Below are 26928 nucleotides of genomic sequence, written 5' to 3' on the forward strand. Positions count from 1 at the left end.
ATATGTATAGATTGAAATGATCATAGGATGTTGATAATGTAAGAAATACATAAAATATAATCACTTGTACACAAGAGACCGTACAAGAATGTTAAAATTAGATAACAAACAAACATTAAGTTGATAAAATTATATAAAATCATGTTATCATTACGTTAAATCTATTTGCTTAGTGTCTTAGTGAAGTTAAGTGAATTGAGTAAACGACAGAGGATAACGATATTATAGGAGTGAACACAACGTGAAGCTTTATTTGATACGGCATGGAGAATCAACCGCAAACTATGATAATCATCATGGAAATCAATACTTTACTGGACAATTAGATGTCTCTTTAACAAAAGAAGGGGTAAGTTCTGCCCAAGCATTAAGAACATATTTTGAAGGTATACATATAGACCATATCTATATTTCTGATTTAACACGCACGATTCAAACATATGAAAATGGTTTTGACAGTGCAATTCCACATACTTTCTCACCATTATTGAGAGAACGCTCACTAGGAGAATTTGAAGGATACCCAAGAGAAACATTGCGTGACAATTCAGCTTACAGTCGTTATTTTGAAGATCCAAGATTCAACGACTTTCGAAACAGTTTCACACAACGCGCACCTGGCGGTGAAAACTATTCAGATGTAATAGGAAGAATAGATGAATTCTTTAGAGATGTGTTAGATACTGAAGATGAAGTGGTTGTGATTGTGGCTCATCAAATTTGGATACGTTGTTGTTTATATTATTTAGGTGTAATTACTGAAGACGAATTATTCAATAAACACATTGAGAATTGTGATCCAATTCTTGTAGATACTGAAAACATATAAAAGCGGTTGAATCCCTTATTTTGGATTCAACCGCTTACTACTTATCATAATAAATTTTATTTTAATTTATCAATTGCTTGAGGTAATAACTCTTCAAATAAATCAATGAAGTTTAGATAAACATCTTTATAAACATATTCATCAATACGGTGTGCTTGGCTTGTTTCGCCAGGACCGAACATAATGAGTGGGAAGTCTTTTCCTTTATCAAGCATTAAGTCAGCCGCATCTGTGACACCTGGTGAAGCTTGTTTAGGGATAGATTCGCCTAAATATTTTTTACCGAGTGATTGTGCTAGGTCTACCACTGGATTATCACCAGTTGTGAAGACTGCAGAACGTGACATATACGTATCAATATCTAAATCACAATCACTGTATTTCTCTTTAACATCTTTTGCGACTTGTTCGAATAAGTCTTGGTAACCATCATTGTCTGCTTCTGGAATTGTTCTGATATTAAATTCCGCAACTGCACGATCAGGAATAGAGTTGACTTGTGTACCACTGTTAAAGATTGTCGCGTTTGCGACAGGTTCGCCTAACTCTTCATTTGTCGCAGTAATCTTAGCTTGCGCTTCATTAATACGATGCACAAAGTCTACTAATGGATTTAAGGCATTGTAGCCGAGTTGAGGCATAGAACTATGCACAGAGGAACCTTTTGATGTGACACGGATATCCATAGAACCTTTGTGGGCATAAATAATTTTATCTTGAGATGGTTCTGAAATAATTAATGCATCTACATCATCCATGTAGCCATCTTTATAGAAGGCTCTAGCTCCGTCGCCTTCGATTTCTTCGCCTACTGTCGCAAGCAAACGAATTGTCCCTTCTTTTGGTAAGCCTTGATCGTGTAATTCAATTAAACTGATCACAAACGCAGCTAAACCAGATTTCATATCTGCTGCGCCACGACCGTGTAGACGACCTTCATCATCTTCCGTCAGTTTGAAAGGTGGTGTTTGCCAATCTTCTGGGTTACCTGGTGAAACGACATCCATATGACCAGATACTCCGATAACCGGACTGCCGCTACCAATTTCAGCTACAAGGTTTGCGCGTGTATCTGTCAATTTAATAATTTTAGCGTCGATATTATGTTTTTTGAATAAATCTTGTAAATACTCTGCGACATCTAATTCATTATCGTTCACAGATTCAATACCGACTAAATCTCTTAATATATGAACACGTTCATCTGAAGTTAATTTACCCATATCATCACTCCCTCATTATTTTTCCTACAATACAAGCGTAAAATACCATATAGTAGTATTCAAACAATTCGCACTTTTGTGCATTAAAATAAAATAAGCATAACAAGAAGGTAGGCGGGAAATAATAAATGAGTCGAAGACATTGGAGGAATCGTATTGGATAATAGAATTCAATATCAAAATGTGGCGAAAGAAAAGGTTAATATCCTTTATGAAATGGAAAAACAATTGAAAAAAGCGAGCATCGATCATCACTTACAAGAGCTAGTGAAAATCCGTGCTTCTCAAATTAATGGCTGTGCTTTTTGTCTGGCAATGCATACGAGCGATGCACGTAAAATCGGTATAAGTGAAGAAGAAATCTTCTTATTGAACGCTTGGCATGATACGAATATTTATTCTGAGAAAACCAAATTAGCTTTAGAATTAACAGAAGCCATTACATTGATTTCACAACACGGTGTATCTGATGAGTTATACCGACGCGTACGCGAAGTATACTCAGAAGAAGAATACACAGATTTAGTCTTTGTGATTAATCAAATCAACTTCTGGAATAGACTCTCTATCTCCATGGGCAATGAACATAATGTTTAATTTATATAAGAAAGCGCGCGAGCACTGTTTAATGAGTGGTCGCGCGCTTTTGTATATTCAATTGATTATTTATCAATCGCTTTAGTAGATAGATTATGTTTTTTCAAGAAAGCTTTGATTTTCTTTTGTTGTTTTAAATTCACATCGCCTGCGTAGTTTGTAGGAACATCTACAACATTGACTGTTTTCTGTGGACTATAACTCAACTCTTCTAATTGTTGATCCGCACGTGCAACTTTATAGTTAACGGCACTGAAGTATTTATTGACACGTTCGATATCCTCTTTTTGATTAGCAGGAAAATTATTATTTTTTAAGAATGCTTCGAAATTCATTTGATTCTTCGTTGTGATATTAGCTAAGTCACGTAAATCAGTATCTAATTGATCTGACACTTTTTGACGTCCATCATATTGTTGGTCCAGCTTATGTTGTAAGACGTATTTATTATCGATAATATCGTTATTCGCATCTAAATAACGTTTTAAATACGTGCGCGTTTCTTGTTCAGTTAAATCTTTACCTTTTTCAGAGGATTTAAAGATTTCTATTTTATGAATTGGTGTCGCATTTTTCGGCGCGTATTTCGCGTGGTGTTCTTGTTTTTCGTCTTTTTGTGCACAAGCTGTAAGCGTCACAGCTATTATTAATGTGAAAGCGATGATTAATAGTTGTTTTAGTTTACTCACTTTTGTTTCTCCTTCACTGTTCTATATGATTACTTTCATTATAGCTTAACATCCTAGTATGCGTTAAGTATCTCGTTGCCATGGAGATTCCAGTCTTGAAGTGAAAGGGACATCGAGTTGATATTTCGCAATGAAATGTTGCGCAACATGCAACATAAGATAGCCGAACAACACAGCACCTACTGTATCTGAAAAGTAATGTGCATGTACATAAATGCGTGAAACCATCATAATAAAAATCATCAAATACGCGATATAGTGCCAATAACGTTTACGCATTAACGTTAAGAAGACCACTGCCGCAACGACGATTGTTAATGTATGCAGACTTGGAAAACTGAATCCTGAAATATATTCTACAGGACGTGCGCGATGAATAAAGTACTTCAATCCAATCCCTAATAAAAGTGTCACAATGGCCCAAACCATGGTTATGAGCGAGAGCTTTTTATTCTTAAAGAATAAAATGATTAAAATGACAGCCATAAAACCAACTAAGTGCCATGGTTGAAATAGGTTAGAGTAGACGATTAAGAAGCGGTCCATAAATGGAACTTGATGTAAGAGTCTGACGAAGTTATAAATAGGTTCGTCTATCACAAGGATGAAGTCCAATTTCACCAACAGCATTAAAATAATAAAAATAACGAGGGTAATGCCGATATGTTTGGTATGTAGGACCTTCATAATAAAACCTAACTTTCTTTCTTGATTTAGATAAATTATAGCTTACTGTCTCATCTTTGCCATCCTACTTTGGAATGAACTAAACCTAACGGTAGGTGACGGATTTGACTATTCATGAGATTGAATATATTTTTCGACTTTTCGCAGTATAAAGAAGAGCAGTGCTAAATATACACCGAGTTCGACTAAAATGAGCCAAGCGTGGCCAAATTTAATAAGTATAAATAAGTCGAGGACACTTAATGGAAGACTGACGTATAACAAACGTTTGAAATATCGTGCTTGAAGTGACTGATAATAGTGTTGCAGCTGCTTCCAATTGAGGTTTCCCGTAAACGTACGGGTTTGGTTCAAACCGATGAAAAGGTTGTTTGAATTGACAGAAGAGCGAGAAGCTTGGCTGAGATGAACTATAGAAACCAGTAATAATAACATAGACAACCAAAGCTCCTTTACTAAGCTATATTGTAGCGAATTATATTAATTGTAACATGAATATGTATAAAAAAAGACAGACAAAGATAGCTTTCTTAAAGAAATTTATCTTTGCCTGTCTTGTTAGTTATCCGTCTTAATCAAATGATAGGGAGAGATTAGTTACGGATAATATAATCAAATGCGTTCAGTGCAGCATCTGCACCTGTACCCATTGCGATGATAATTTGTTTGAAGCGATCGTCTGTTACGTCGCCTGCCGCGAATACACCCGGCATACTTGTTTCTTGTTTACGGTCTACGATAATTTCGCCATGGTCGTTTGTGTCAATTGCACCGTGCAACCATTCAGAGTTTGGTAATAGACCGATTTGGACGAAAATACCATCTACATCGATTTGATGTGTTTCGCCAGTTTTATTGTCTTCGTATTTAAGACCGGTAACGTGATCGTCACCAAGAACTTCTGAAGACTGTGCATTTTTTAAGATTGTCACGTTTGATAATTCACTCAAACGTTTTTGTAAAATCTCATCTGCACGTAAGAAGTCTTTGTATTCAACAAGTGTCACGTGTTTTACAATACCTGCTAAGTCAATAGCAGCTTCAGCACCAGAGTTGCCGCCGCCGACAACCGCAACATTTTTACCTTCGAATAAAGGTCCGTCACAGTGAGGGCAGTATGCCACACCTTTGTTGCGTAACTCGTCTTCACCTGGAATGTTCAAGTTTTTGAAACGTGCACCTGTCGCAATAATGACTGTCTTACTTTTTAGTTTGGCATCATTTTCTAAAGTAACAACGATGCCGTCTTCAGTTTTCTCAACGTTAGAAGCGCGGATACCATCCATCACATCAATATCATATTCATTGATGTGTTGCTCTAAAGCAGATGAGAATTCTGGACCTGTTGTTTCTTTAATCGTGATAAAGTTTTCGATACCTGCAGTTTCAGTTACTTGACCACCGATACGATCTGCCACGATACCTGTACGTAAACCTTTACGTGCAGTATAGATAGCAGCTGTACCACTTGCAGGGCCGCCACCGATGACTAATACATCGAATGGTTCTTTATCATTGAATTCAGCAGGGTCTGCTTGGCTGCCTAACATGCTTAAGATGTCAGAAATAGTCATGCGGCCGTTACCGAATTCTTCACCGTTTAAGAATACAGCAGGAACTGCCATAATATCTTCAGATTCTTCTCTGAAGACTGCGCCATCAATCATTGTATGCGTGATGTTAGGGTTTAACACACTCATCATGTTCAATGCTTGAACCACATCTGGACATTTTTGACAGCTTAAGCTGATAAATGTTTCGAAATGAAGTGGTCCTTCAAGCGCTTTGATTTGATCGATAACACTTTGTTCTTCTTTCGGAGGGCGTCCGCTGACTTGTAATAAAGCCAGTACGAGTGAGTTGAATTCATGACCTAATGGCACACCGGCAAATACTATGCCTGTGTGCGCATCAGGAGTATCTACACTGAAACTTGGTGTACGTTTCAGTGTATCCTCTTTAACAGTGATATGCGATGACATATCAGCAATTTCATCTAATAGGTCTTTCAACTCTTTAGATTTGTCGCTGTCATCATAACTCGCTGTTAAAACCACGTCGCCTTCCATTAATTCAAGAAGTTGAGATAATTGTGATTTTAACTCTTTATTCAGCATTTATATGAATGCCTCCTTAAATTTTACCTACTAAGTCAAGGCCTGGTTCTAAAGTTTCGCCGCCTTCTTCCCATTTAGCTGGGCAAACTTCACCTGGATGTTGACGTACATATTGAGCAGCTTTAATTTTGTGAACTAAAGTGCTTGCGTCACGGCCGATACCGTCTGCGTTAATTTCTGCAGCTTGTACTACGCCATCAGGGTCAACGATGAAAGTACCACGTTGAGCTAAGCCTTTTTCTTCATCTAATACATCAAAGTTACGAGTGATTGTTTGTGATGGGTCACCAATCATTGTGTATTGTAATTTGCTGATAGCATCTGAATGGTCATGCCAAGCTTTGTGTACGAAATGAGTATCTGTTGAGATTGAGTACACATTAACGCCTAATTTTTGTAATTCATCATATTGGTTTTGAACGTCTTCTAATTCAGTTGGACAAACGAATGAGAAGTCTGCTGGGTAGAATACTAAAACGTTCCAAGAACCTTGTAATGTTTCTTCTGAAACTTCGATGAATTCATCTTTTTTAGGATCATAAGCATCTGCTGTGAATGGTAAAATTTCTTTGTTAATTAATGACATAAAATACATCCTCCTAGAAATTAAATAGTTTTTTTGATTAGAAAGCTAATCAGGATAGCTAAATTATCCTAATTATTTATTTATAATAATTCTAATCTCCTTGATTCCTATTATCACATTATCGTCAGAAATAGTCAATACTCGTGATTGCTTAAGCTAAATAATGCGTAAAACACTGTAAATACTAGTGTATTAGAAATATTAACGACTTTTAGAATGTGTGTAAAGCAAAGAAATTCATAGGAAATTAACAATTATTTCTCAATATCAATTAGAGATTAATTTTCTCAATAAAGATGACTGATTATTAATCGCAATCTCTACAATAACGTTATACCCCGTTTCTGTCTCTATAACAACAGAAAGGGGGTATTGTAATTAATTATTCAAATGTGACTTCGATTGAACCTGGATAACTATATTCTGCACGATACGTTCCTTTTTCAGCTGGGACAGGTGGAACAAATGTGCCAGATGAAACAATTTGGCCTTTAAGCAATTGTTTATCTTGTGATGCAAGTTTTTTAACTAACCATTTCAATGCTTCAATTGGGTTGCCTAATACATCTGAAGAAACGCCAGTCGCAATTTCTTCATTATCTTTTGTTAATTTTAAAGTGATGTTTTCAAAGTCTTCATATGAAACTCGATCAGCAGCTTCACCTAATGCGACTAAACCTGAAGCAGTGTTATCAGAAATTAAGTCGCCTAAAGTAAAGTTAGGGAACCAATCTTTGTAACGCGCATCTGGTATTTCAATGCCTGGCGCTACTTTAACGCTGTTTAAGATATCTTCGTCTGAGGCATCAGGACTGATATCATTTAATATCACGAACACAAGTTCAGGTTCGATAAGCGGTGCGAATAATTTTGATAATTGAACCGTATCACCTGATTTCACAACTTTATCAGATAAAATTGTTCCATAAGCCGGCTCATCTGTATTCGCATAGGCTTGCGTTTCTGCACTGGTCATACTTACTTTGTAACCTGCGATTTCACTGTTGTTTACTTGTTTTAATTCATCGATTAAAGCATCTTGGATTTGATAAGCTACCGATTCACTGATGCCGTATTTTTCTGAAACGAAGTCAATCGGTTCATGATTTTGTTGTGCTTTAAACAATGCATTTACAATTTCTTTTTTGTATTGGACCATAGGTATCTCCCCTTATTCTGAATATTACTATTATTAGAATAACTTTTATCGCCGTAACTTTCAAAGCATTAAATTTTTATGACTTATGAAAAGAGGGTAAAATAAGAGTGCTAAAATCATTTGAAAGGTAGGAATGAAAATTCTATGTCAGATGTAATTGATCAAATTATGATGAAACACCACTCTGTAAGAAAATTTAAAGATGAACCTTTAAGTAAGGACACAGTTAAAAAATTAGTGGAAGCAGGCCAAAGAGCTTCTACATCAAGCTACTTACAAACATATTCTATTATCGGTATTACAGACCCGGAAATTAAAAAAGCGTTAAGAGAAATTTCAGGTCAAGCTTATGTAGAAGAAAGTGGCTATTTATTTGTCTTTGTGATGGACTATCACCGTCAAGACTTAATCAACAATGAAGTTGAGCCAAACTTACAAAGTTCATTTGAATCTGCAGAAGGTTTACTTGTCGGAGCAATTGATGTTGCGTTAGTCGCACAAAATATTTCAATTGCGGCAGAAAGCTTAGGTTTAGGTATGGTTTATTTAGGTTCATTACGTAATGACGTTGCTCGCGTAAAAGAACTATTGAACTTACCTGAATATACATTCCCATTATTCGGAATGGCGCTAGGTGTACCTGCAGATGATGAAAACGGTTCGCCAAAACCACGTTTACCATTTGAAGCTGTCTTCCATGAAAATGGATACAACCAAAACGATGACGAAGAACTTGGTTATATTAAAGACTATGACAAAGAAGTCAGCGCATACTACGACAAACGTACAAATGGAGAACATAAAGAAACTTGGTCAGAACAAATCACACAATTCTTAACAATGAAAGAACGTGCAGACATGTTAGACGAACTGCATAAGTCAGGTTTCATTAAAAAATAAGTGTTATTTCTTCAGATGCTTGATTAAAAAGTAGAGAAAATGAAAATCAGCCCTATCACGCTCACTTTAGTTGTGAACGCGAGAGGGCTGATTTTTTAATATAAAGCCTAATATTTAACTCGTACTTATAAGGAGTCAGCCTTCTTATCTCTTAATAGTCAGTACTTAAGTCATTATATTGATTTTCATTAAATTTCTGTTTATCCAAGTTGCCAGTTAATTTCGCACTTCCGACACCTGCAAGCATAGAGTCGTTGACGTTTAAAGCTGTACGACCCATATCAATTAATGGTTCTACTGAGATTAACACACCAGCTAATGCGACAGGTAAATTCAATGTTGACAGTACTAAGATCGCAGCGAATGTAGCGCCGCCGCCAACACCTGCGACACCGAATGAAGAAATAATAACAACCGCAATGAGTGTCACAATAAACTGCAAGTTGACTTCAACATTTGCGACCGGTGCGACCATTACTGCTAACATTGCCGGATAAATCCCTGCACAACCATTTTGGCCGATAGATAAACCGAAGGATGCTGATAAGTTTGCAATACCTTCAGGGACACCTAAACGTGATTTTTGTGTTTGTACGTTTAATGGCAGGGCGCCTGCACTTGAACGTGATGTGAAGGCGAAGATTAATACTTCAGCTACTTTACGCACATAGCGCCAAGGGTTTAAGCCGAGGATGCTGACAATAATTAAGTGAATGATGAACATCGTAATCAATGCCGCATACGAGGCCAGTACGAATTTACCTAATGTCCATAGGGCACCAAAATCACTTGTCGCAATGGTATTCGCCATAATAGCTAAGATACCATAAGGTGTTAAACGTAAAACGAAAGTTACAACTGACATAATCACTGAATAGATAGCTTCAATTGCACGTTTCACGATATGACCATTTTCAGGTTGTTTACGAGCTACACGTAAATATGCGAAACCGATGAATGTTGCGAAAATAACTACAGCGATTGTAGAAGTTGTACGTTGACCTGTGAAATCTAAGAATGGATTTCTAGGTAATAATTCTAAGATTTGTTGAGGTAACGTACTTGCGGTCATATCTTTTGCTTTCTGAGCAAGCTCTGTACCGCGTGATTGTTCTGCACTGCCTAAATCAATAGATGAAGCATCCAATCCGAAGACAAGTGCTGAGATAATACCGATTGTTGCTGCTATTGCGACTGTTCCGATTAGGAAAACAAAGATGTAGAAACCGATTTTCGCAAACTTTTCACCTAATTGAATTTTAGTGAAAGCTGCGACAATCGAAATGAAGATCAACGGCATAACAATCATTTGAAGTAATGCAACATAACCGTTACCTACAATACCGAACCAATCCGTTGTTGAGGTTGTGATTTTAGAACCAGCACCATAAGCCAGGTGCATAATAGCGCCAAGTACAATTCCGATACCTAGTGCAGTGAAAACACGTTTTGAGAAAGAAACATGTTTTTTTGCCATGACAAAAAGTCCAGCGAGAAGCAGAACGAAGATGACAATATTAAGAATAGTGAAACCCAATTGAATCAAACTTCCTTTCATAAATATTTATCTTATAGCAAAAGATAAGACTTAATTTGAATTCAAATAACTGCTCAAAGAAGGAAGTTCATTTTTTGATAACTGAACTTAGCAGATATGTATCAACTTTTTTATACAACAGTATAGGATAGTTGTAAAGTCCGTTTAAACACATAGTAAATATATCGTATATATAAGAAAGGGTCAATGGCGGTTTTTAAGTGCTTCTTTAAAAATACTGTGAACAAAATAAAAAATCCAACCCGGATTATCGGATTGGATTTGAACATTGTATGATTTACATACCGAATAAACGTGCGAAGAAACCTTTTTTCTCCTCTTTCTTATGATGTGGAACTGTAGGTTCATGTTGATTGTCAATCGGTATTTCTGGTTCAGGTGTTGTTGTATTAGGTGTACCTTGAACTTCTGTCTCAGGTGTTTCATTCTCTTGTTTAGTTGTTTCAGATGTTTCATCTGATTGTTGTTCGGAAGTAACTTCAGATTTAACTGATTCTGTTTGTGTTGGTTGTTCAGTTTCAGCTGATGCTGTTGCACCTTTATAGTCAGAAAGGGGTGTTTCTGTAGTTTTTTGAGTTTGTTCTTCTGAAGGTGTTGTTGATGTTTTAACTTCATCTGTTGATGGTGTAGTATCTTTGACTTCAGCAGTCTTAGTCACTTGTTCCTCTACTGTAGGTTCAGTTTTAGTTTCAACAGTTGGTTGTGGTTGTGCTAAAACTTTTTCTGTATGAGATTTCATTGCTTCAGTGTTATCTTGAACGGCTTTTGCTTGATCTTTTTGTGCTGTTTCGATAGCTTTAAGTGTTTTTTCGTGTTGATCAAGCTTATCTGTCATTTGTTGTTGTAAAGTTTGCAAGTCTTTTTGTTGTTGATGTACTTGAGAAATCATTTGACCTAGCATTTGACGTTCTTCACGCATCTTAGTGATATCGTTATGTAAGTCACTTAATAATTTTGAGAAGTTTTGATCACTAGGAAGTTGATTTTGATTGTCTTCTTTAACAACAATTTGTAAGAAATCATTTTCTTTTTCTAATTCTTCGAAAGCTAAATCGTAACTATTTGTTTGTTTAACCTTATCCGCAATCTCTCTGAATAACTCGATGTCTTCTTCTTGGAAGTCAGTTGCTTCACGACCACGGTATTCTGTTTTCTTTAAATGGTAACCGCGTTCTTCTAAATGTTGTACGATTTTACGTACTTGTTTCTCACTTAATTCGACGCGTTGGGCGAATTCTTTTGTTAGCATCTGATCTATATCCTTTCACTCTATAATTTTAAGTGAGACGTATGTCTTACGTCACACAAACGTTAGTCTAACCTCTATGTTAGTTTAACCCGATTTCCTTTTGATTTCAAGGGTTCTCACGATTTTCGAAGATCCATTTGTTCAAGCAGTGGATAAACGGTTTTGCGTGAAAGATGATTTGCGAAAACATATTTTAAAATATAACAAGATTTAACACTGGTACCATAAATGTCTTTAGTCAACGGAATACGTGTATGCAAGAATAAGTCTAACGGAATCGGTTCGCCGCCAGGTTCTACAGCAGGACGAATATAATCGATTTCTCTTTGTTCTTCAAAGCCATGTTCTTTTAAGAAGAGGTGACGTTGCATAAGTAAATCTGCCCCAGGATCTTCTAATGAATCTGGAATTGGTAATGCTTCCATCATAAAGAAATTCACATCGCGGTCATGCACACGGTTGGCTAGATTATCCAATCCTTCTTGGAGTTTCTCTAATGTTTCAGTTAAATAGCGTTCTCTCTCTGGCGAGTCTACAGCGACTAAATACATAATAAATGCTGCATTCGTTGTAGCTTCATAGTGACCCGTAGCAAAACTGACAACTTCATCGTTATCTAAGCCGACTAAGAAGACGTAATCATTTTGGGTACGTTTATTTTCAAGAGATTGTTTGAATACATGATGTTTTTGTGTCACGTTGCCGAATTGATAGTTATCAAAAAGGTTTAAAGCTGCCTCATACAAAGGATCAGATGTTTGTTTCACTAATTTAAATTCCATAACGCGGCCCTCCCATTTTTCTTTTGATTATAGCATATCGATGTGTATGGCTAATATGTATATAAAAGCAGAAGTTCTGATTTCTTAATGATTGTTCAAAATTTAGTATAGATAATAAAAAAATAATCAGCAGGCTAAGCTGCTGATTACTGTCATTTCAAATTAAATCTCATATTCTTTATCGTGTTTATCTTTTTTGGCTTCATGTTCATCTTTGAACTCTTTACGGCTGATATCATGTTTATCAGCAAGTACAACGATGTTACCGTTAAGTAATTCACGTTTTAGAATTTGACGTTCTGTGTCTGATAAATCGTATTGTAATAAGACAGCTTGTTCGCCGTCTTCCCCAGTTAGGAGGCGAGCAATTCTGTCACTGAACGTTCCGCTTGTAGATTGCACTGTCATGTCCGTGCTTGCTACACTGCCAAGGTTTAATTTGTTTTTGCTGATAACTGAAATTTCGTCTTTAGTATACCCCTCGTCTAATCTACGTTTTAAAGTATCAAAAATTTCGTCTTGTGATGTAAGTACAGTAATGTTTGCCATGTTAAAGCTCCCCCTCCGTGAAATATGTTTAATGTTATAATGTATACCCTTTTTTTATATAAACGAACCATCTAAATTATACTATTATCGGCGTAAGCTATCAAATAAATATAAGAAAATTCACACTATTATCAAGGGAAAGACGTATTTTCTTCGACGCACAATTAGATTTTATGGAAATATAATGAATTAAGTTTCAGTTATTGAAATAAAGCCTGAAATTTGATATTATCATTAAATAATTTACCTTACTCATATAATCTAGAGAATTAGGCTTTAGAAGTTTCTACCATGTCGCCTTAACGACATGACTATGAGTCACTGATACAATACAACACAATGGTGCTTTCGAAACAAACGGGTAGACGCGTGTTCATTCTATAATATAAGTTAAGGACTATTTGGGAGATGGGACTTATATTTTAGTGTTCACGAACATCGAGCGATTAGGTTTTGAAACGCGGAGAACAATGTCAGCTTCTCAAATCATCATTTATAGGTTGCTTTGGCAACACGCTTGAAGGGGTTGAACTTGCGTTAACCACAGAAGGCGTCAACAAGAATGGTCGTATACTTAATAAGTATAAGATGATTTAAATTGAACCTCCTGACTCCAAAGTGAACTTTATATTGATAATGATGTGTATTGCCTGTGCCACTCATAGATCCTGAAACTCATAGAGTAGTTTGGGATTTTTTTTATACACAAATTTAGGAGGTTTGTTGACGTGGAAGCGTTGAAAAAGAAGGTTAAAGAAGACGGCGTCGTCATCGGCGAAAAAATCTTGAAGGTAGATGGGTTTTTAAACCATCAAATTGATGCAGTATTAATGTACGACATCGGTGAAACATTTTATGAACAGTTTAAAGATCAAGGCATCACTAAAATCTTAACTGTTGAAGCATCAGGTATAGCACCAGCCATTATGGCAGCATATCGATTTGAAGTACCATGTCTCTTTGCGAAGAAGGCTAAGCCAAGTACTTTGGCAGATGGATTTTATCAAACAGATATTCATTCATTTACGAAAAACAAGACGAATCGTGTCATTATCTCTGAAGAATTTTTAGGTGAAAATGACCGTGTGTTGATTATCGATGACTTTTTAGCGAATGGAGATGCGGCACTTGGTTTGAACCGCTTAGTTGAACAAGCAGGTGCAGAAACAGTCGGCATCGGTATTGTAGTAGAGAAAAGTTTCCAACAAGGTCGTAAACGATTAGAAGAAGCTGGCTTGAAGGTTTCTTCTCTTTGCCAAGTCGCATCGCTTCAAGGCAATCAAGTGACTCTAGTAGGTGAAGGTGAAGAGAACGCATGAAGAATTTCATCTTGAGTCTACAACATTTACTTGCAATGTATGCAGGTGCTATACTTGTTCCAATTATCGTCGGGACGAGTTTGAAATTCACACCAGAACAAATCGCATATCTTGTAACAGTCGATATCTTCATGTGTGGGGTTGCCACATTTTTAGAAGCGAATAGAGTAACAGGTACCGGATTGCCGATTGTTTTAGGTTGTACCTTTACTGCGGTTGCACCGATGATATTAATCGGCCAGACCAAAGGTTTGGACGTATTATATGGGTCGCTCTTTGTATCAGGGATTTTAGTGGTCTTAATTGCTCCTGTCTTTTCATACGTTGTTAAATTCTTCCCGCCTGTCGTAACAGGTAGTGTGGTAACGATTATCGGGATTAATTTAATGCCGGTTGCTATGAACTATGTAGCAGGTGGACAAGGATCAAAAGACTACGGTGATATGAAAAATATCATTTTAGGTTTTTCAACGTTGTTGATTATCCTGCTTTTACAACGTTTTACACGTGGTTTCTTGAAGTCTATAGCAATCTTAATCGGGTTGATTGCAGGGACTTTACTCGCTGGAGCCTTCGGTGTTGTGGACTTGAATCAAGTTGGGACAGCACATTGGTTCGAGTTTCCGAAACCGTTTAGATTCTCAGGCTTTGCATTCGATATCGGTGCGATTCTAGTATTCTTTATCGTCGCATTAGTCAGCTTGATTGAATCAACAGGTGTATATACAGCGTTAAGTAAAATCACAGGAAGAACTTTGACACGCAACGATTACCGTAAAGGTTACACTGCGGAAGGACTTGCGATTGTGATTGGTTCTATCTTCAACGCATTTCCATATACTGCATATTCTCAAAATGTCGGTTTGGTTTCACTTTCAGGCGTGAAAAAGAATAATGTCATCTATGGAATGGTCATCTTACTCTTGATTTGCGGTTGTATTCCAAAGTTAGGCGCGTTAGCGAATATTATTCCATTACCTGTACTCGGCGGTGCGATGATCGCAATGTTCGGAATGGTAATGGCATACGGTGTCAGTATCTTAGGCAGTATCGATTTCAAGAAGCAGAATAACTTGTTAGTTATTGCTGTGGCTGTCGGTTTAGGAACAGGTATCAGTGCTGTTCCGGAAGCATTTAAAGCAATGGGCGAACAATTCGCTTGGTTAACACAAAATGGAATTGTACTTGGTGCTATTTCAGCAATCGTACTTAATTTCTTTTTTAACGGCTTAAAGTATCAACAAAACGAAGAAAATGTGAAATAATGTAATTAAAACAAATAATGGAGGCTGTATTCAATGTGGGAAAATAAATTTGCTAAAGAATCTTTGACGTTCGATGATGTACTGTTAATTCCAGCGGAGTCTGATGTATTACCTAAGGAAGTAGATCTAAGTGTTGAGTTATCAGACAGAATCAAATTGAAAATTCCAGTTATCTCAGCAGGTATGGACACTGTAACTGAGTCAAAAATGGCAATTGCTATGGCAAGACAAGGCGGTCTTGGTGTCGTTCATAAAAACATGAACATCGAAGATCAAGCTGATGAAGTACAAAAAGTTAAACGTTCTGAAAATGGTGTTATTTCTAATCCATTTTACTTAACACCAGAAGAAAAAGTTTATGAAGCTGAAGCCTTAATGGGTAAATACCGCATTTCAGGTGTACCGATCGTAGACAATAAAGAAGACCGCAACCTCGTTGGTATTCTCACAAACCGTGACTTACGTTTCATTGAAGATTTCTCAATCAGAATTTCAGATGTCATGACAAAAGAAGACTTAATCACAGCTCCAGTCGGCACAACTTTAGACGAAGCAGAAAAAATCTTACAAAAACACAAAATCGAAAAATTACCATTAACTGAAAATGGTAAATTAGAAGGACTTATCACTATCAAAGATATTGAGAAAGTTCACGAATATCCAAACGCTGCTAAAGACGCACAAGGACGTCTATTATGTGCAGCAGCAATCGGTATTTCTAAAGATACTGACATCCGCGCAGAAAAATTAGTTGAAGCAGGTGTTGATGCATTAGTTATCGATACTGCACACGGTCACTCACAAGGTGTTATCGACCAAGTTAAACACATTAAAGCTAAATATCCAGAAGTAACAGTTATCGCTGGTAACGTTGCGACAGGTGAAGCTACAAAAGCATTATTTGAAGCTGGCGCAGATGTTGTTAAAGTAGGTATCGGACCTGGTTCTATTTGTACAACTCGTATTGTTGCGGGTGTAGGTGTACCACAAATTACTGCAGTGTATGACTGTGCAACTGAAGCACGTAAACACGGTAAAGCGATTATCGCTGACGGCGGTATCAAATACTCTGGTGATGTTGTAAAAGCATTAGCAGCTGGTGGACACGCAGTAATGCTAGGCAGCTTGCTTGCAGGTACTGAAGAAAGTCCAGGAGAAACTGAAATCTTCCAAGGTAGACAATATAAAACTTACCGTGGTATGGGCTCATTAGGTGCAATGGAAAGTGGTTCAAATGACCGTTACTTCCAAGAAGACAAAACACCTAAAAAATATGTTCCAGAAGGTATTGAAGGCCGTATCGCATATAAAGGTTTATTACAAGACAACATCTATCAATTGATGGGCGGCGTGAGAAGCGGTATGGGTTATACAGGCTCTCACAACTTGAAAGAATTACGTGAAGAAGCAATGTTTACACGTATGGGACCTGCTGGTTTAGCAGAAAGCCACCCACACAATATCCAAATCACAAAAGAATCACCAAACTACTCAAGATAAAAGGAGAAACTGATTTATGGAAATGGCGAAAGAACAAGAGTTAATTCTTGTATTAGACTTTGGTAGCCAATACAACCAATTAATTACACGTCGTATTCGTGAAATGGGTGTGTACAGTGAGTTGCACGACCATGAAATTTCAATTGAAGAAATTAAAAAGATGAATCCAAAAGGTATCATCTTATCAGGCGGACCAAACTCAGTTTATGAAGAAGGTTCTTACACAATTGATCCTGAAATCTTCAACTTAGGCGTACCTGTACTTGGTATTTGTTATGGTATGCAGTTAACAACAAAATTATTAGGTGGAAAAGTTGAGCGTGCGAATGAACGTGAATATGGTAAAGCAACTATCCACGCAAAATCTGATGAAATCTTCTTCGGTTTACCAGAAGAACAAACAGTATGGATGAGTCACTCAGATAAAGTAATCGAAATTCCAGAAGGCTTTGAATCTATCGCAGATAGTCCAAGCACGCCTTACGCAGCAATCGAAGATAAAGAACGTCGTATTTACGGTGTTCAATTCCACCCAGAAGTGCGTCATACTGAGTACGGTAATGATATTTTACGTAACTTCGTACGTCGTGTATGTGACTGTACAGGCGAATGGACAATGGAAAACTTCATTGAAGTCGAAATTGAAAAAATTCGTGAAAAAGTCGGAGACCGTAAAGTGCTTTGCGCAATGAGCGGCGGTGTAGACTCTTCAGTTGTTGCTGTACTCTTGCATAAAGCAATCGGCGATCAATTAACTTGTATCTTCGTAGACCACGGTTTACTTCGTAAAGGCGAAGGCGACATGGTTATGGAACAATTCGGTGAAGGTTTCAACATGAACATCATCCGTGTGAATGCGAAAGATCGCTTCATGGATAAATTAAAAGGTGTTTCTGACCCTGAACAAAAACGTAAAATCATCGGTAACGAATTCGTATACGTTTTCGACGATGAAGCATCAAAATTAAAAGGTGTAGACTTCCTTGCTCAAGGTACGCTTTACACTGACGTTATCGAATCAGGTACAAAAACAGCACAAACAATCAAATCTCACCATAACGTAGGCGGATTACCTGAAGACATGCAATTTGAATTAATTGAACCTATTAATACATTATTCAAAGACGAAGTACGTGCTTTAGGTATCGAACTAGGTATCCCTGAACATTTAGTTTGGAGACAACCATTCCCAGGTCCAGGACTTGGTATCCGTGTTCTAGGTGAAATTACTGAAGAAAAATTAGAAATCGTCCGCGAATCAGATGCTATCTTAAGAGAAGTGATTCGTGAAGAAGGTTTAGAGCGTGAAATCTGGCAATACTTCACAGTACTTCCAGGTATGCGTTCAGTAGGCGTAATGGGCGATTACCGTACGTATGACTATACAATCGGTATCCGTGCCGTAACTTCAATTGACGGTATGACAAGTGACTTTGCGCGAATCGACTGGGAAGTCTTACAAAAGATTTCAAGTCGTATTGTTAACGAAGTAGATCACGTCAACAGAGTAGTCTATGACATTACTTCTAAGCCACCAAGTACCATCGAATGGGAGTAAGCAGTCTATAATATATAAAACGAAAACCCTTTAACCGCAATGGTTAGAGGGTTTTTTAAATAGCATTATCCTTGAAAGTGAACGTGTATTGACTATGTAATCAAAATTATTAGGCAATATGAAGTTACCCCTGAAGGTCAAGTAAGTATATATAGATTGGGCGTAAACAGTCTAATCTAAACTATTTTAACAGTGAAAGTTAGAGTTTTTTCATTGACTTATAGACAAATAAAAAGATAAAAATAGCTTAAAGCAATTTGAGTATAAAAAATGTCTGATAACCTTAAGCTCTTTTTAAGCAAATTTTTCTTCATTTAGGTATAATTATTATACTTAAATAGAGAGAGGTAACAATATGAACTTTCACCAATCAACAATCAAACATGTTAATCGAATCGAAATAAATGTCGCAGATATAAAACGCCAAACCGATTTTTATCATCACATACTGGGTTTTAAAGTTGTGTCATCCACGCCGACACGAACAGTTTTAGCAGTGGGTACGGATGGTCATGAAGTTGTTTTAAACCAACTAGATAATGGACGCTTTGCGAATAAGACAGAAGCAGGATTATTCCATATCGCGTTTCTATTAAGTGATGTTAAGCAACTTGGAGCGCTGATTAAACATCTTTCAGATGAAAAGATACCGATTGCCGGGGGAGATCATCTCGTCAGCGAAGCGATTTATTTTAATGACTTAGAAGGAAATGGTATAGAAGTTTATATCGATCGCCCATCTGAGTTATGGCAATGGCAAAATGAACTAGTAGTAATGGATACGTTGCAATTAGATGTCACGCGCATTTTAGCTGAAACAAAAGATACAAAATGGGAAGGTATGCCTGCAGATGCGAAAATAGGACATCTTCATTTAAAAACGCATGATTTAAGTGCTTCAAGTGAATTCTATCTACAATTAGGATTTCAAGTTGCGTCTGCATTGCCACAAGCGTTATTCTTATCTGATCAAAAATACCATCACCATATAGCCATTAACACTTGGCAGTCGAATCAACCATTAAAAGATGCTGAAAACACCTACGGATTGACTGCATTTAACATTGTAGACACTAATAAAGGTATGGAAAAATATAAAACACCTGAAGGATTAAACTTAAGTGTCCAAACACAATAGAATGGAGCAATTGAGTAAAATTAGAAGCCTCTTAAATTTGGAGGGAGCTCCTAATTTTTTGAAAATAAATTTATGATTAGAATCTTGACAATCATCGAAAATTAAAGTAACACTATGAAAAATAACGAACTTTTATGCCTTTTATTATAATCGTGCTATAGATTCAGTGTTCATTTTTATGAATGCATGAGCTATGGTGCGATTTATTTTTTATCTCAGAATAGACAATCAACTGTTAAAGGCAGTAAAGTATTGAGAAAAGCGTAAAATCATCTAACAATATAAAATCTTTTGAATAGATTAAGATATATCATGTTATGGTTATGAATTACTATTATAAATATGCTTATATTATGTACGTTCGTAATTTTAAATCGTAGTTAATAACTAGGATTAGAGAGGTATTTTGAAATTTTGTAAATAAGTACCTCATAAAAATTATTAGAAAATTCATACTATAATGAAAATAACATTTGCTTTCATACGATAAAAGGGATAAGCTTGAATGAACACATGTAAAAAGGGGCTGTGCAAAATAGATATATTAATCGGTACAGGTTTATTGTTACTTATTTTAGTATTTTTCACTGTGTTCACGTATTATGCGCCAGATGGGCGCGCAGTCATGGGGGCTTTAGCAACAGCAGCAATTGCAACATTCTTAGTTGAGGCGCTGCAAGGGTTTGTATTGGGAGATATTTTCGATATTAAGTTTTTAAAGGAAACGGGTAGTCTAGCTGGGACATTGAGTGGGGTCATTGTCGCATTCCTAGTCGCATTATCGAGAAAGATTAATCCACAAAACTCAGCGTTGCTTGCGGTCGCATTTGCGGAAATCGGGCTGATTCCTGCATTATTTGCGGCATATCTGATGTCGTTTGTGATTCGTTTTATTGAAAAGAAAATCACAAACGGTATGGACTTTATTATTGTTGTGTTATTCTGTATTCCAATTGGACGATTGTTAGGGGTTTGGTTCACGCCATTAGTCGATGGTTCATTATTGAAGATCGGCGGTATTATTGATGTGGCGATGAATACAAGTCCATTGCTGATGGGTCTGATTCTTGGCGGTATTGTGACAGTTGTCGGAACATCACCACTAAGTTCTATGGCATTAACAGCAATGTTAGGCTTAACAGGTGTACCAATGGCAGTTGCGGCGTTAACAGCGTTTGCTTCTAGCTTTATGAATACAACGTTACTACATCGTTTGAAAATCGGTAACTTGAAATCAGTTATTTCTATTGCGATTGAGCCACTGTCAAAAGCAGACTTAGTGTCTTCTAACCCAGTGCCAATCTATGTGACGAACTTTATCGGTGGAGGACTGGCTGGTATGGTCATTGCTTACTCGGGATTAGTTAATGATGCACCAGGTACAGCAGCACCGACACCAGGTATTCTCGTTATGTTCGGTTTCAACCCAGCACTTGATGTATTGAAATACGCAGCCATCGCAGCTGCAATTTGTTTCATTGTCGGTTGGGTGATGTCATATGTATTTAGAAACTATCCAATCCGTAACAGTGAAGTGACGGGTTACAAATCAAAAATCATAGAAAATAAAGCTGAACCAACAATGAACGAAGCATAAACACAAAGAAACAACACACTAAAGGTGTATACCTGATGTGTGTTGTTTTTTAGTGCTGAAAATTGAAATTATTTATTAAGACTTTAATAGAACAACACGCCTATTCCAATTCCAATGAGTACGATTGCCCATGAAGGCAATTTGAAATAAGCTAATAAAACAAATAATATCGTTGCGAACGTAAAGTCTAAAGGTTGTTTAACTGTAGAAGTCCAAATAGGTTGGTAGAAAGCTGCGATTAAAATACCGACTACACCTGCGCTGATACCTTTCAAAAAGCCTCTGGCATAAAGATTAGACTTAAAACTATCCCAAAATGGTAAGACGCCAAACAACAATAAGAAAGCAGGTAAAAAGATTGCGAATGTCGCAAGTAACCCTCCTAGAACGCCTCCAATATTTGTGCCGATATAAGACGCAAAAGTAAATAATGGACCAGGCACAGCTTGTGCTGCCGCATAACCTGTAATGAAATGATCAGAAGAAATCAATCCTTGCGGCACAAACTCCTTTTCTAATAATGGCAAGACGACATGGCCGCCACCAAAAACAAGTGAACCGGAACGATAGAAACTGTCGAACATTTTAATCCATATATTTTGAGTGGTTGCGCTTAAGATAGGCAATACAACCAGTAAAGAAACAAATAATGATAGAGAAATAATCCCTAATCTTTTAGGCAAGTAGAACGCTTTAGAATCAGCGTCTGGCGCTGATGTAGGTTTAAGGAACAAGACACCATATAAGCCAGTTATAGCCAACGCAATCACTTGAATATAAATACTATTAATCAATAATGAGAGTGCTAATACAAACATAGCCAATGCGATGGTTGTTTTTGTATTGGTTAATTTTTTGCCCATACCAATAATTGCTTGTGCCACAATGGCCACAGCAACGAGTTTCAACCCTTGCATCCAAGTGAAGTGTGTATCACCATTCACAAATAAGACTGAAAATAACATTAAGACAATCACTGAAGGCATCGTAAATCCTAGAAATGCAAGAATACCACCGAATACACCACCTCTGATAGTCCCTATACCGATACCAACTTGACTGCTGGCAGGGCCTGGAAGAAATTGACATAATGCGACTAAGTCTGAATATTCTCTTTCATCCAACCATTTCCTTTTTTTCACATATTCATCATAAAAATAACCTAAATGTGCTGTGGGTCCACCAAAAGACATCAAACCAAGTTTTAAAGCTACAATAAAAATGGTGAAATAATGAGACATAGGCAGCTCCTTATATGAATTCGCATCCACTTATGGATTTTGCGTTAGTCTTCATTATATTTCGAAATAGGTAAGGGTGATGTATAGATTTTGTAAAGTTTGTGAATGACATGTATTTTCTTTTCTAAACAAGTCTGTCGCATCTCTATATCAAAAGGACACTAAGAAAGGTTGTTCATCTTCCGCTAAACATAAACGAATGCGTTCTGTGAAATTCCCCCAAGTGACCTTCTGCATGACCTCTTCGTAGGTAAAGAATCCGACTTCCAAACTTTCATCGCTAGTCGTAAGTGTGCCATCACTATAGATTCCTTTAAATAAATGGTTGATGATACTGCGTTCAGTGTTTTGAAAGACACCACAGTATGTCGTGAGTGTGATGTTGACGCCAGCTTCTTCTTTCACTTCACGCATGACACCCTCTCGAATGGTTTCGCCATTTTCAATTTGTCCGCCAGGAATTTCCCAGCCACGTAAAGGACTTTTGATTAAAAGTATTTTATTTTCATCATTTGTGACAACGCATGAAGCGGAAACAATATGTTTTGGGGTCATCTTAATCCTCCTAGAGTTGTGTTATTGAATGATACTCGTTAAAAGTGAACAGCTAGTGTCTAAAAATATGTAAAAAATAATTTATAGTTAATAATTAGTTAATTCAATTGTTGTGTATGTTTGTTTTATAATAAAAGTATGTAAATTAAAGGAGACAACAACAATGAACTTTAAACAATTTTTACTGACAGGCCTCGCAAGTGTATTACTTGGATCAGCAGGCGCGCATGTATTTTCAAATCAAGCAGAAGCTGCCCAATTCGGTGCACACGAATTTCGTGATTACAGTGTTCAACCTAAAGAAAACTTGAAAAACCTATTGAACGCGAGTCATTATTATAAAGACATGGCGAAAGAATCAGGGGCAACGTTCTACCAAAATAAATTAAACCAAGCGATTTATTTCGCTAAGAAACAACAAAAGTCTAATAATGATTCACAAGTTGTGACAGCAATTAATCAACTTTCAGCTATCTATAATGAGGTATTTCAATTGCATTTGCAAACTGAAAAAGGCAGTGCCGACATCTTAAGTAAAAAAGCAGAATTAAAAAGCCTAATTGCAAAGGCAAACCATTTGTTAGCTGAAAGCCATCTTTCAATGAATCAAGAAGAAGCACAGCTAAAACAAACTGTTTTGCAAGCACAAGCTATATTAAACCAAACAACACCAGACTTTGAATTAGTGAATGCGATGAACGCAGTTCAACAAGGTATTCAAAATGTAGAAGCATATAAAGCTTTTACAGCACATCATTAATATAAAGATATAAGTGATAGGACACAGTAATCTCTCAAAGGTTACTGTGTTTTTTTATATTTAGTTTTTTAGTTGAGGTATATATGGGTAAACATAACTACACAAATGAGAGACAACATCCAAGGGGGGGAATGTTATGTCTAAAGCATTATCGATTATTGTTCCTGTATATAATAAATCTCAATTTTTACAACAATGTGTGTCATCTATTGATGAATTAAAGCTGAATCATAATGAGATAGAAGCTATCTTTGTTGATGATGTTTCAACAGATGATTCATTGGAACAATTAAAACAGTTTGAACAAACACGTGATTATATGCGTGTTATAGAATTAGAGGAAAACAGCGGTAGTCCAGCCAAGCCGAGAAATGTGGGGATGGAAGCGGCTGAAGGCACTTATATAACTTTTTTAGATGCAGATGACTGGTTAGATACAGAAGGTTTTCCAAAGTTGCTTGACCAAGCCTTGTCTACAGAGAGTGATATAGTGTTTGGTCAGAGTTTAAAACATATGGATCACTCTGTGAGCCAAATTGCACGCTTTAGTGCATACACAAAACAAGAAGTACTTGTACCGTACGAAATCGATAAGATATTTCGTGCTGTCGGTCCACCAGGAAAAATCATTAAACACTCAGTGATTCAAAATCATCATCTTTATTTTGAATCGATGAAATACGGAGAAGATAAGTTATTCTTTACTGAAGTGATTGCACATGCGAAAACAGCAGCTATGAATGATGTCGTAGTCTATCATGTGAATCGATATGGTGCGAATCAATCATTGGTCAATGAAACAGATATTTTTGAAAAAACAGCCTTTAATTTAGAAGTATTAAAGCAGTTGTTAGATTTAGACATCCCGGAGACTGCACGCAAACATGCGATCAGTCGAATTGTAGAAATGGACTACTTATCACGTTTATTTATGAATCGTCGCTTCTTAAAAAGCACAGAGAAAAACAAATTCTATGAAGCGTTTGATCAGTTAGTTTCAACTTTAGATCAACATGGCTTAGATATTAAAGATTACTTGACTGAACCGAAATACGAAAAAGTATGTGAATGCTTAGTAAATAGAGATAAAGAAAAAGTAGAAGCGTTGGTTACTATATTAACTGAAGGTATACGAGCACCGCATTATATTGCAGAAGGGCTAGTGTATTATCATTTACCAAAAGACTTACACACCGTTGCACCCTTATACGAACCATTCTATGCGGTCTATAGCGGGTCACATCTTAAAGAGAATCAGTTCTATGAGACTATTACGTTATATAAAGAGGATTCAACAGAGGTTAATGCAGTAAATTTAGTGAAACTTTCAGATGAATCTGTTATTCAAGCAGTAACGTTTGAACAACAAGACAATCAACTCTGGATACCTTCAGATGCATTAAACGTAGATTTCGATTTTAATTTGCAAGTAATTTATGATCACTACAAACCATTTTTAGTGCATATGATGTTGCCAAGTATAACGGACAAGCATGAATTAAAACGCCAAGGTCAGAAAGTAGAGTTCGTATCAACACAACAAGAACAAGCTCCAGCTGAATCTAGTTACGTAGATACGACGAAATACTATGCAGAAAATCCAGGTAAAGTATGGGCGACTAAGAGGTTTAAAGTGTACAGTGATACTGAATTTGCACAAGAACAAGCCCAAACAATGGAAGTCGGTGAAGTGTTTGCTGTGTCAGAAATACAATATTCTAAAAAAGGCACACCGCGCTTAGTATTAGCGGATGGTAACGTGATTACTGCCAATAAAAAGTTTGTCGAACATTTAGACAACCATGTTTCTGAACGCTATATTGTAGAATGGCCGATTACGATTCAAGTCATAAAAAAGTGTAAGGTTTATGAAGATCGTAATTTTAAAAATGAATCAGAATTCCAACCGAAATTAAATGACACGATAGAAATAGATAAAATTGTGTGTTCTTCTAAAGGCACACCGCGCTTAAAAACAAAGACGGGTTATTTTATCACCGCAAATCGAGATTTTGTGCAAGTTGTGGAGTAAGAAGAAGGGATGAAAATCTCTTCTTCTTTTTTACTTAAATAGCGTGGTAATGCGTTAAAGTATCAATAAATATTTTAAAGAAATCGGTTATGAATAGTATAAAATAACGTATATTGCTAGAAGACTATTAAGTTTGTGAATTTATTATAAATATTGTTGACAGGGGATAGAGAAAACGGTAAGATTCAATACATAATTATTTTCTGACAATTCGAATATCATTGTATCGATTTGAATTGTAGGGTGCTATATCTATATACTATGAGGGGAGAGTATTTTATTGACTTCTAAAATTACTTATACAGACTTCACCTCAGACCCTTTTGAATCATTGGATGTTTCAGATGACACAAAAGGTGCGTATCATGTTGTGAAATGGGCATATGATACTTACGGAGATGAAATTGTATATGCTTGCAGTTTCGGAGTAGAGGGCATTGTTCTGATTAACTTAATTTCGCAAGTGAAACCAGACGCACGTATCGTCTTTTTAGACACAGGTTTCCATTTCGATGAAACGTACGATTTAATCGACCGTGTTAAAGCAAAATATCCTAAATTGAACATTGTTATGAAGAAGCCTGATTTGACACTTGATCAACAAGCTCAAGAATATGGCGGTAATCTTTGGCGTAGAGATCCCAACCAATGTTGTTATATCCGTAAAGTTAAACCACTTGAAGAAGTATTAACTGGCCAAACAGCTTGGGTGTCAGGATTGAGACGCGAACAATCTCCAACAAGACGCAACACAAATTTTGTGAATCAAGATGATCGTTTTGAATCTATTAAAATTTGTCCACTCATCCATTGGACTTGGGATGATGTATGGGATTATATTAAATCGAATGATTTACCTTATAATACGTTGCATGATCAAAATTATCCAAGCATCGGATGCGCACCATGTACTTCACCTGTTTTTGAAGGCGGCGACTCTAGAGAAGGCAGATGGCAGAACAATATGAAAACTGAATGTGGTTTGCACATCGGACGTAAATCTTAATTTAAAAGTTACAATTAATTTTTTTGTATATA

The 26928-nt window shown here is 36.6% G+C and carries 24 protein-coding genes and 1 riboswitch; of the genes, 12 read left to right on the forward strand and 12 right to left on the reverse strand.

Features of this window, described 5'->3' with window-relative positions:
* Positions 1 to 241: 241 nt before the first annotated feature.
* Positions 242 to 829: a histidine phosphatase family protein gene (locus tag BU038_RS05210; protein ID WP_107605142.1), complete on the forward strand. Its 588-nt coding sequence runs from the start codon at positions 242 to 244 to the stop codon at positions 827 to 829.
* A 56-nt stretch (positions 830 to 885) separates the two neighbouring features.
* Here BU038_RS05210 and BU038_RS05215 read toward each other — a convergent pair whose 3' ends face one another.
* Positions 886 to 2052, reverse strand: coding sequence for an ArgE/DapE family deacylase (locus BU038_RS05215; protein WP_107605143.1), 1167 nt, complete (start codon positions 2050 to 2052; stop codon positions 886 to 888).
* A 156-nt stretch (positions 2053 to 2208) separates the two neighbouring features.
* On the opposite strand from BU038_RS05215, the gene BU038_RS05220 reads away from it, so the two are divergent.
* On the forward strand, positions 2209 to 2649 hold the full coding sequence (locus BU038_RS05220; protein WP_107605144.1) for a carboxymuconolactone decarboxylase family protein: 441 nt from the start codon (positions 2209 to 2211) through the stop codon (positions 2647 to 2649).
* A 65-nt stretch (positions 2650 to 2714) separates the two neighbouring features.
* On the opposite strand, the gene BU038_RS05225 is transcribed toward BU038_RS05220, so the two are convergent.
* From BU038_RS05225 to BU038_RS05250, 5 genes are all read right to left on the reverse strand, one after another.
* Positions 2715 to 3338, reverse strand: coding sequence for an NDxxF motif lipoprotein (locus BU038_RS05225; protein WP_107605145.1), 624 nt, complete (start codon positions 3336 to 3338; stop codon positions 2715 to 2717).
* Between the two features lie 63 nt (positions 3339 to 3401).
* A complete protein-coding gene (locus BU038_RS05230) occupies positions 3402 to 3938 on the reverse strand; it encodes a phosphatase PAP2 family protein (protein WP_241963151.1) in 537 nt (178 codons plus the stop codon).
* Positions 3939 to 4618: 680 nt separating this feature from the next.
* On the reverse strand, positions 4619 to 6142 hold the full coding sequence (gene ahpF / locus BU038_RS05240) for an alkyl hydroperoxide reductase subunit F (RefSeq protein ID WP_107605148.1): 1524 nt from the start codon (positions 6140 to 6142) through the stop codon (positions 4619 to 4621).
* A 16-nt stretch (positions 6143 to 6158) separates the two neighbouring features.
* The gene (ahpC, locus tag BU038_RS05245; protein ID WP_107605149.1) at positions 6159 to 6728 is read right to left on the reverse strand and encodes an alkyl hydroperoxide reductase subunit C; all 570 of its coding nucleotides are present in this window, start codon (positions 6726 to 6728) and stop codon (positions 6159 to 6161) included.
* Between the two features lie 382 nt (positions 6729 to 7110).
* Positions 7111 to 7887, reverse strand: a complete 777-nt coding sequence (locus BU038_RS05250) for a 2-keto-4-pentenoate hydratase (RefSeq protein WP_107605150.1) — start codon at positions 7885 to 7887, stop codon at positions 7111 to 7113.
* 144 nt (positions 7888 to 8031) lie between these two features.
* On the opposite strand from BU038_RS05250, the gene nfsA reads away from it, so the two are divergent.
* Positions 8032 to 8787 (forward strand): oxygen-insensitive NADPH nitroreductase, encoded by a 756-nt coding sequence (gene nfsA, locus BU038_RS05255; RefSeq protein ID WP_107605151.1) that lies wholly within the window; start codon positions 8032 to 8034, stop codon positions 8785 to 8787.
* A gap of 151 nt (positions 8788 to 8938) precedes the next feature.
* Here the strand turns inward: nfsA and BU038_RS05260 are convergent, their stop codons facing one another.
* From BU038_RS05260 to BU038_RS05275, 4 genes are all read right to left on the reverse strand, one after another.
* Complete coding sequence (locus tag BU038_RS05260) at positions 8939 to 10264, reverse strand: L-cystine transporter (protein ID WP_425385733.1); 1326 nt, start codon at positions 10262 to 10264, stop codon at positions 8939 to 8941.
* Between the two features lie 358 nt (positions 10265 to 10622).
* Positions 10623 to 11594, reverse strand: coding sequence for a hypothetical protein (locus BU038_RS05265; protein WP_107605152.1), 972 nt, complete (start codon positions 11592 to 11594; stop codon positions 10623 to 10625).
* 116 nt (positions 11595 to 11710) lie between these two features.
* Positions 11711 to 12376 (reverse strand): hypothetical protein, encoded by a 666-nt coding sequence (locus tag BU038_RS05270; protein WP_107605153.1) that lies wholly within the window; start codon positions 12374 to 12376, stop codon positions 11711 to 11713.
* A 162-nt stretch (positions 12377 to 12538) separates the two neighbouring features.
* The gene (locus BU038_RS05275; RefSeq protein ID WP_107605154.1) at positions 12539 to 12925 is read right to left on the reverse strand and encodes a general stress protein; all 387 of its coding nucleotides are present in this window, start codon (positions 12923 to 12925) and stop codon (positions 12539 to 12541) included.
* A 232-nt stretch (positions 12926 to 13157) separates the two neighbouring features.
* Positions 13158 to 13259: riboswitch (purine riboswitch) on the forward strand.
* Positions 13260 to 13653: 394 nt separating this feature from the next.
* On the opposite strand from BU038_RS05275, the gene xpt reads away from it, so the two are divergent.
* From xpt to BU038_RS05305, 6 genes are all read left to right on the forward strand, one after another.
* Complete coding sequence (xpt, locus tag BU038_RS05280; RefSeq protein WP_002480340.1) at positions 13654 to 14244, forward strand: xanthine phosphoribosyltransferase; 591 nt, start codon at positions 13654 to 13656, stop codon at positions 14242 to 14244.
* Positions 14241 to 15509, forward strand: coding sequence for a xanthine permease PbuX (gene pbuX, locus BU038_RS05285; RefSeq protein ID WP_107605155.1), 1269 nt, complete (start codon positions 14241 to 14243; stop codon positions 15507 to 15509). Before xpt ends, pbuX begins: the two co-directional genes overlap by 4 nt.
* 33 nt (positions 15510 to 15542) lie before the next feature.
* Entirely contained in the window at positions 15543 to 17009 is a 1467-nt protein-coding gene (guaB, locus tag BU038_RS05290) for an IMP dehydrogenase (protein ID WP_002480342.1), read from the forward strand.
* Positions 17010 to 17025: 16 nt separating this feature from the next.
* On the forward strand, positions 17026 to 18567 hold the full coding sequence (guaA, locus tag BU038_RS05295) for a glutamine-hydrolyzing GMP synthase (protein WP_107605156.1): 1542 nt from the start codon (positions 17026 to 17028) through the stop codon (positions 18565 to 18567).
* A 355-nt stretch (positions 18568 to 18922) separates the two neighbouring features.
* Positions 18923 to 19705, forward strand: coding sequence for a VOC family protein (locus BU038_RS05300; protein WP_107605157.1), 783 nt, complete (start codon positions 18923 to 18925; stop codon positions 19703 to 19705).
* 535 nt (positions 19706 to 20240) lie between these two features.
* Positions 20241 to 21302, forward strand: coding sequence for a PTS sugar transporter subunit IIC (locus BU038_RS05305; protein ID WP_182676019.1), 1062 nt, complete (start codon positions 20241 to 20243; stop codon positions 21300 to 21302).
* A gap of 83 nt (positions 21303 to 21385) precedes the next feature.
* Here BU038_RS05305 and chrA read toward each other — a convergent pair whose 3' ends face one another.
* Positions 21386 to 22543 carry a chromate efflux transporter gene (gene chrA / locus BU038_RS05310; protein ID WP_107605159.1) on the reverse strand — a complete coding sequence of 386 codons (1158 nt, stop codon included), beginning with the start codon at positions 22541 to 22543 and terminating at the stop codon, positions 21386 to 21388.
* Between the two features lie 150 nt (positions 22544 to 22693).
* Entirely contained in the window at positions 22694 to 23098 is a 405-nt protein-coding gene (locus tag BU038_RS05315; RefSeq protein ID WP_107605160.1) for an NUDIX hydrolase, read from the reverse strand.
* 163 nt (positions 23099 to 23261) lie between these two features.
* Between BU038_RS05315 and BU038_RS05320 the strand changes: the two genes are divergently transcribed.
* From BU038_RS05320 to BU038_RS05330, 3 genes are all read left to right on the forward strand, one after another.
* Positions 23262 to 23858, forward strand: a complete 597-nt coding sequence (locus tag BU038_RS05320) for a complement inhibitor SCIN family protein (RefSeq protein ID WP_107605161.1) — start codon at positions 23262 to 23264, stop codon at positions 23856 to 23858.
* Between the two features lie 136 nt (positions 23859 to 23994).
* Positions 23995 to 25890, forward strand: a complete 1896-nt coding sequence (locus BU038_RS05325; protein ID WP_107605162.1) for a glycosyltransferase family 2 protein — start codon at positions 23995 to 23997, stop codon at positions 25888 to 25890.
* Positions 25891 to 26170: 280 nt separating this feature from the next.
* Positions 26171 to 26896: a phosphoadenylyl-sulfate reductase gene (locus BU038_RS05330; protein ID WP_107605163.1), complete on the forward strand. Its 726-nt coding sequence runs from the start codon at positions 26171 to 26173 to the stop codon at positions 26894 to 26896.
* Positions 26897 to 26928: the final 32 nt, after the last annotated feature.

The organism is Staphylococcus simulans (assembly GCF_003043455.1).
GTDB lineage: Bacteria > Bacillota > Bacilli > Staphylococcales > Staphylococcaceae > Staphylococcus > Staphylococcus simulans_A.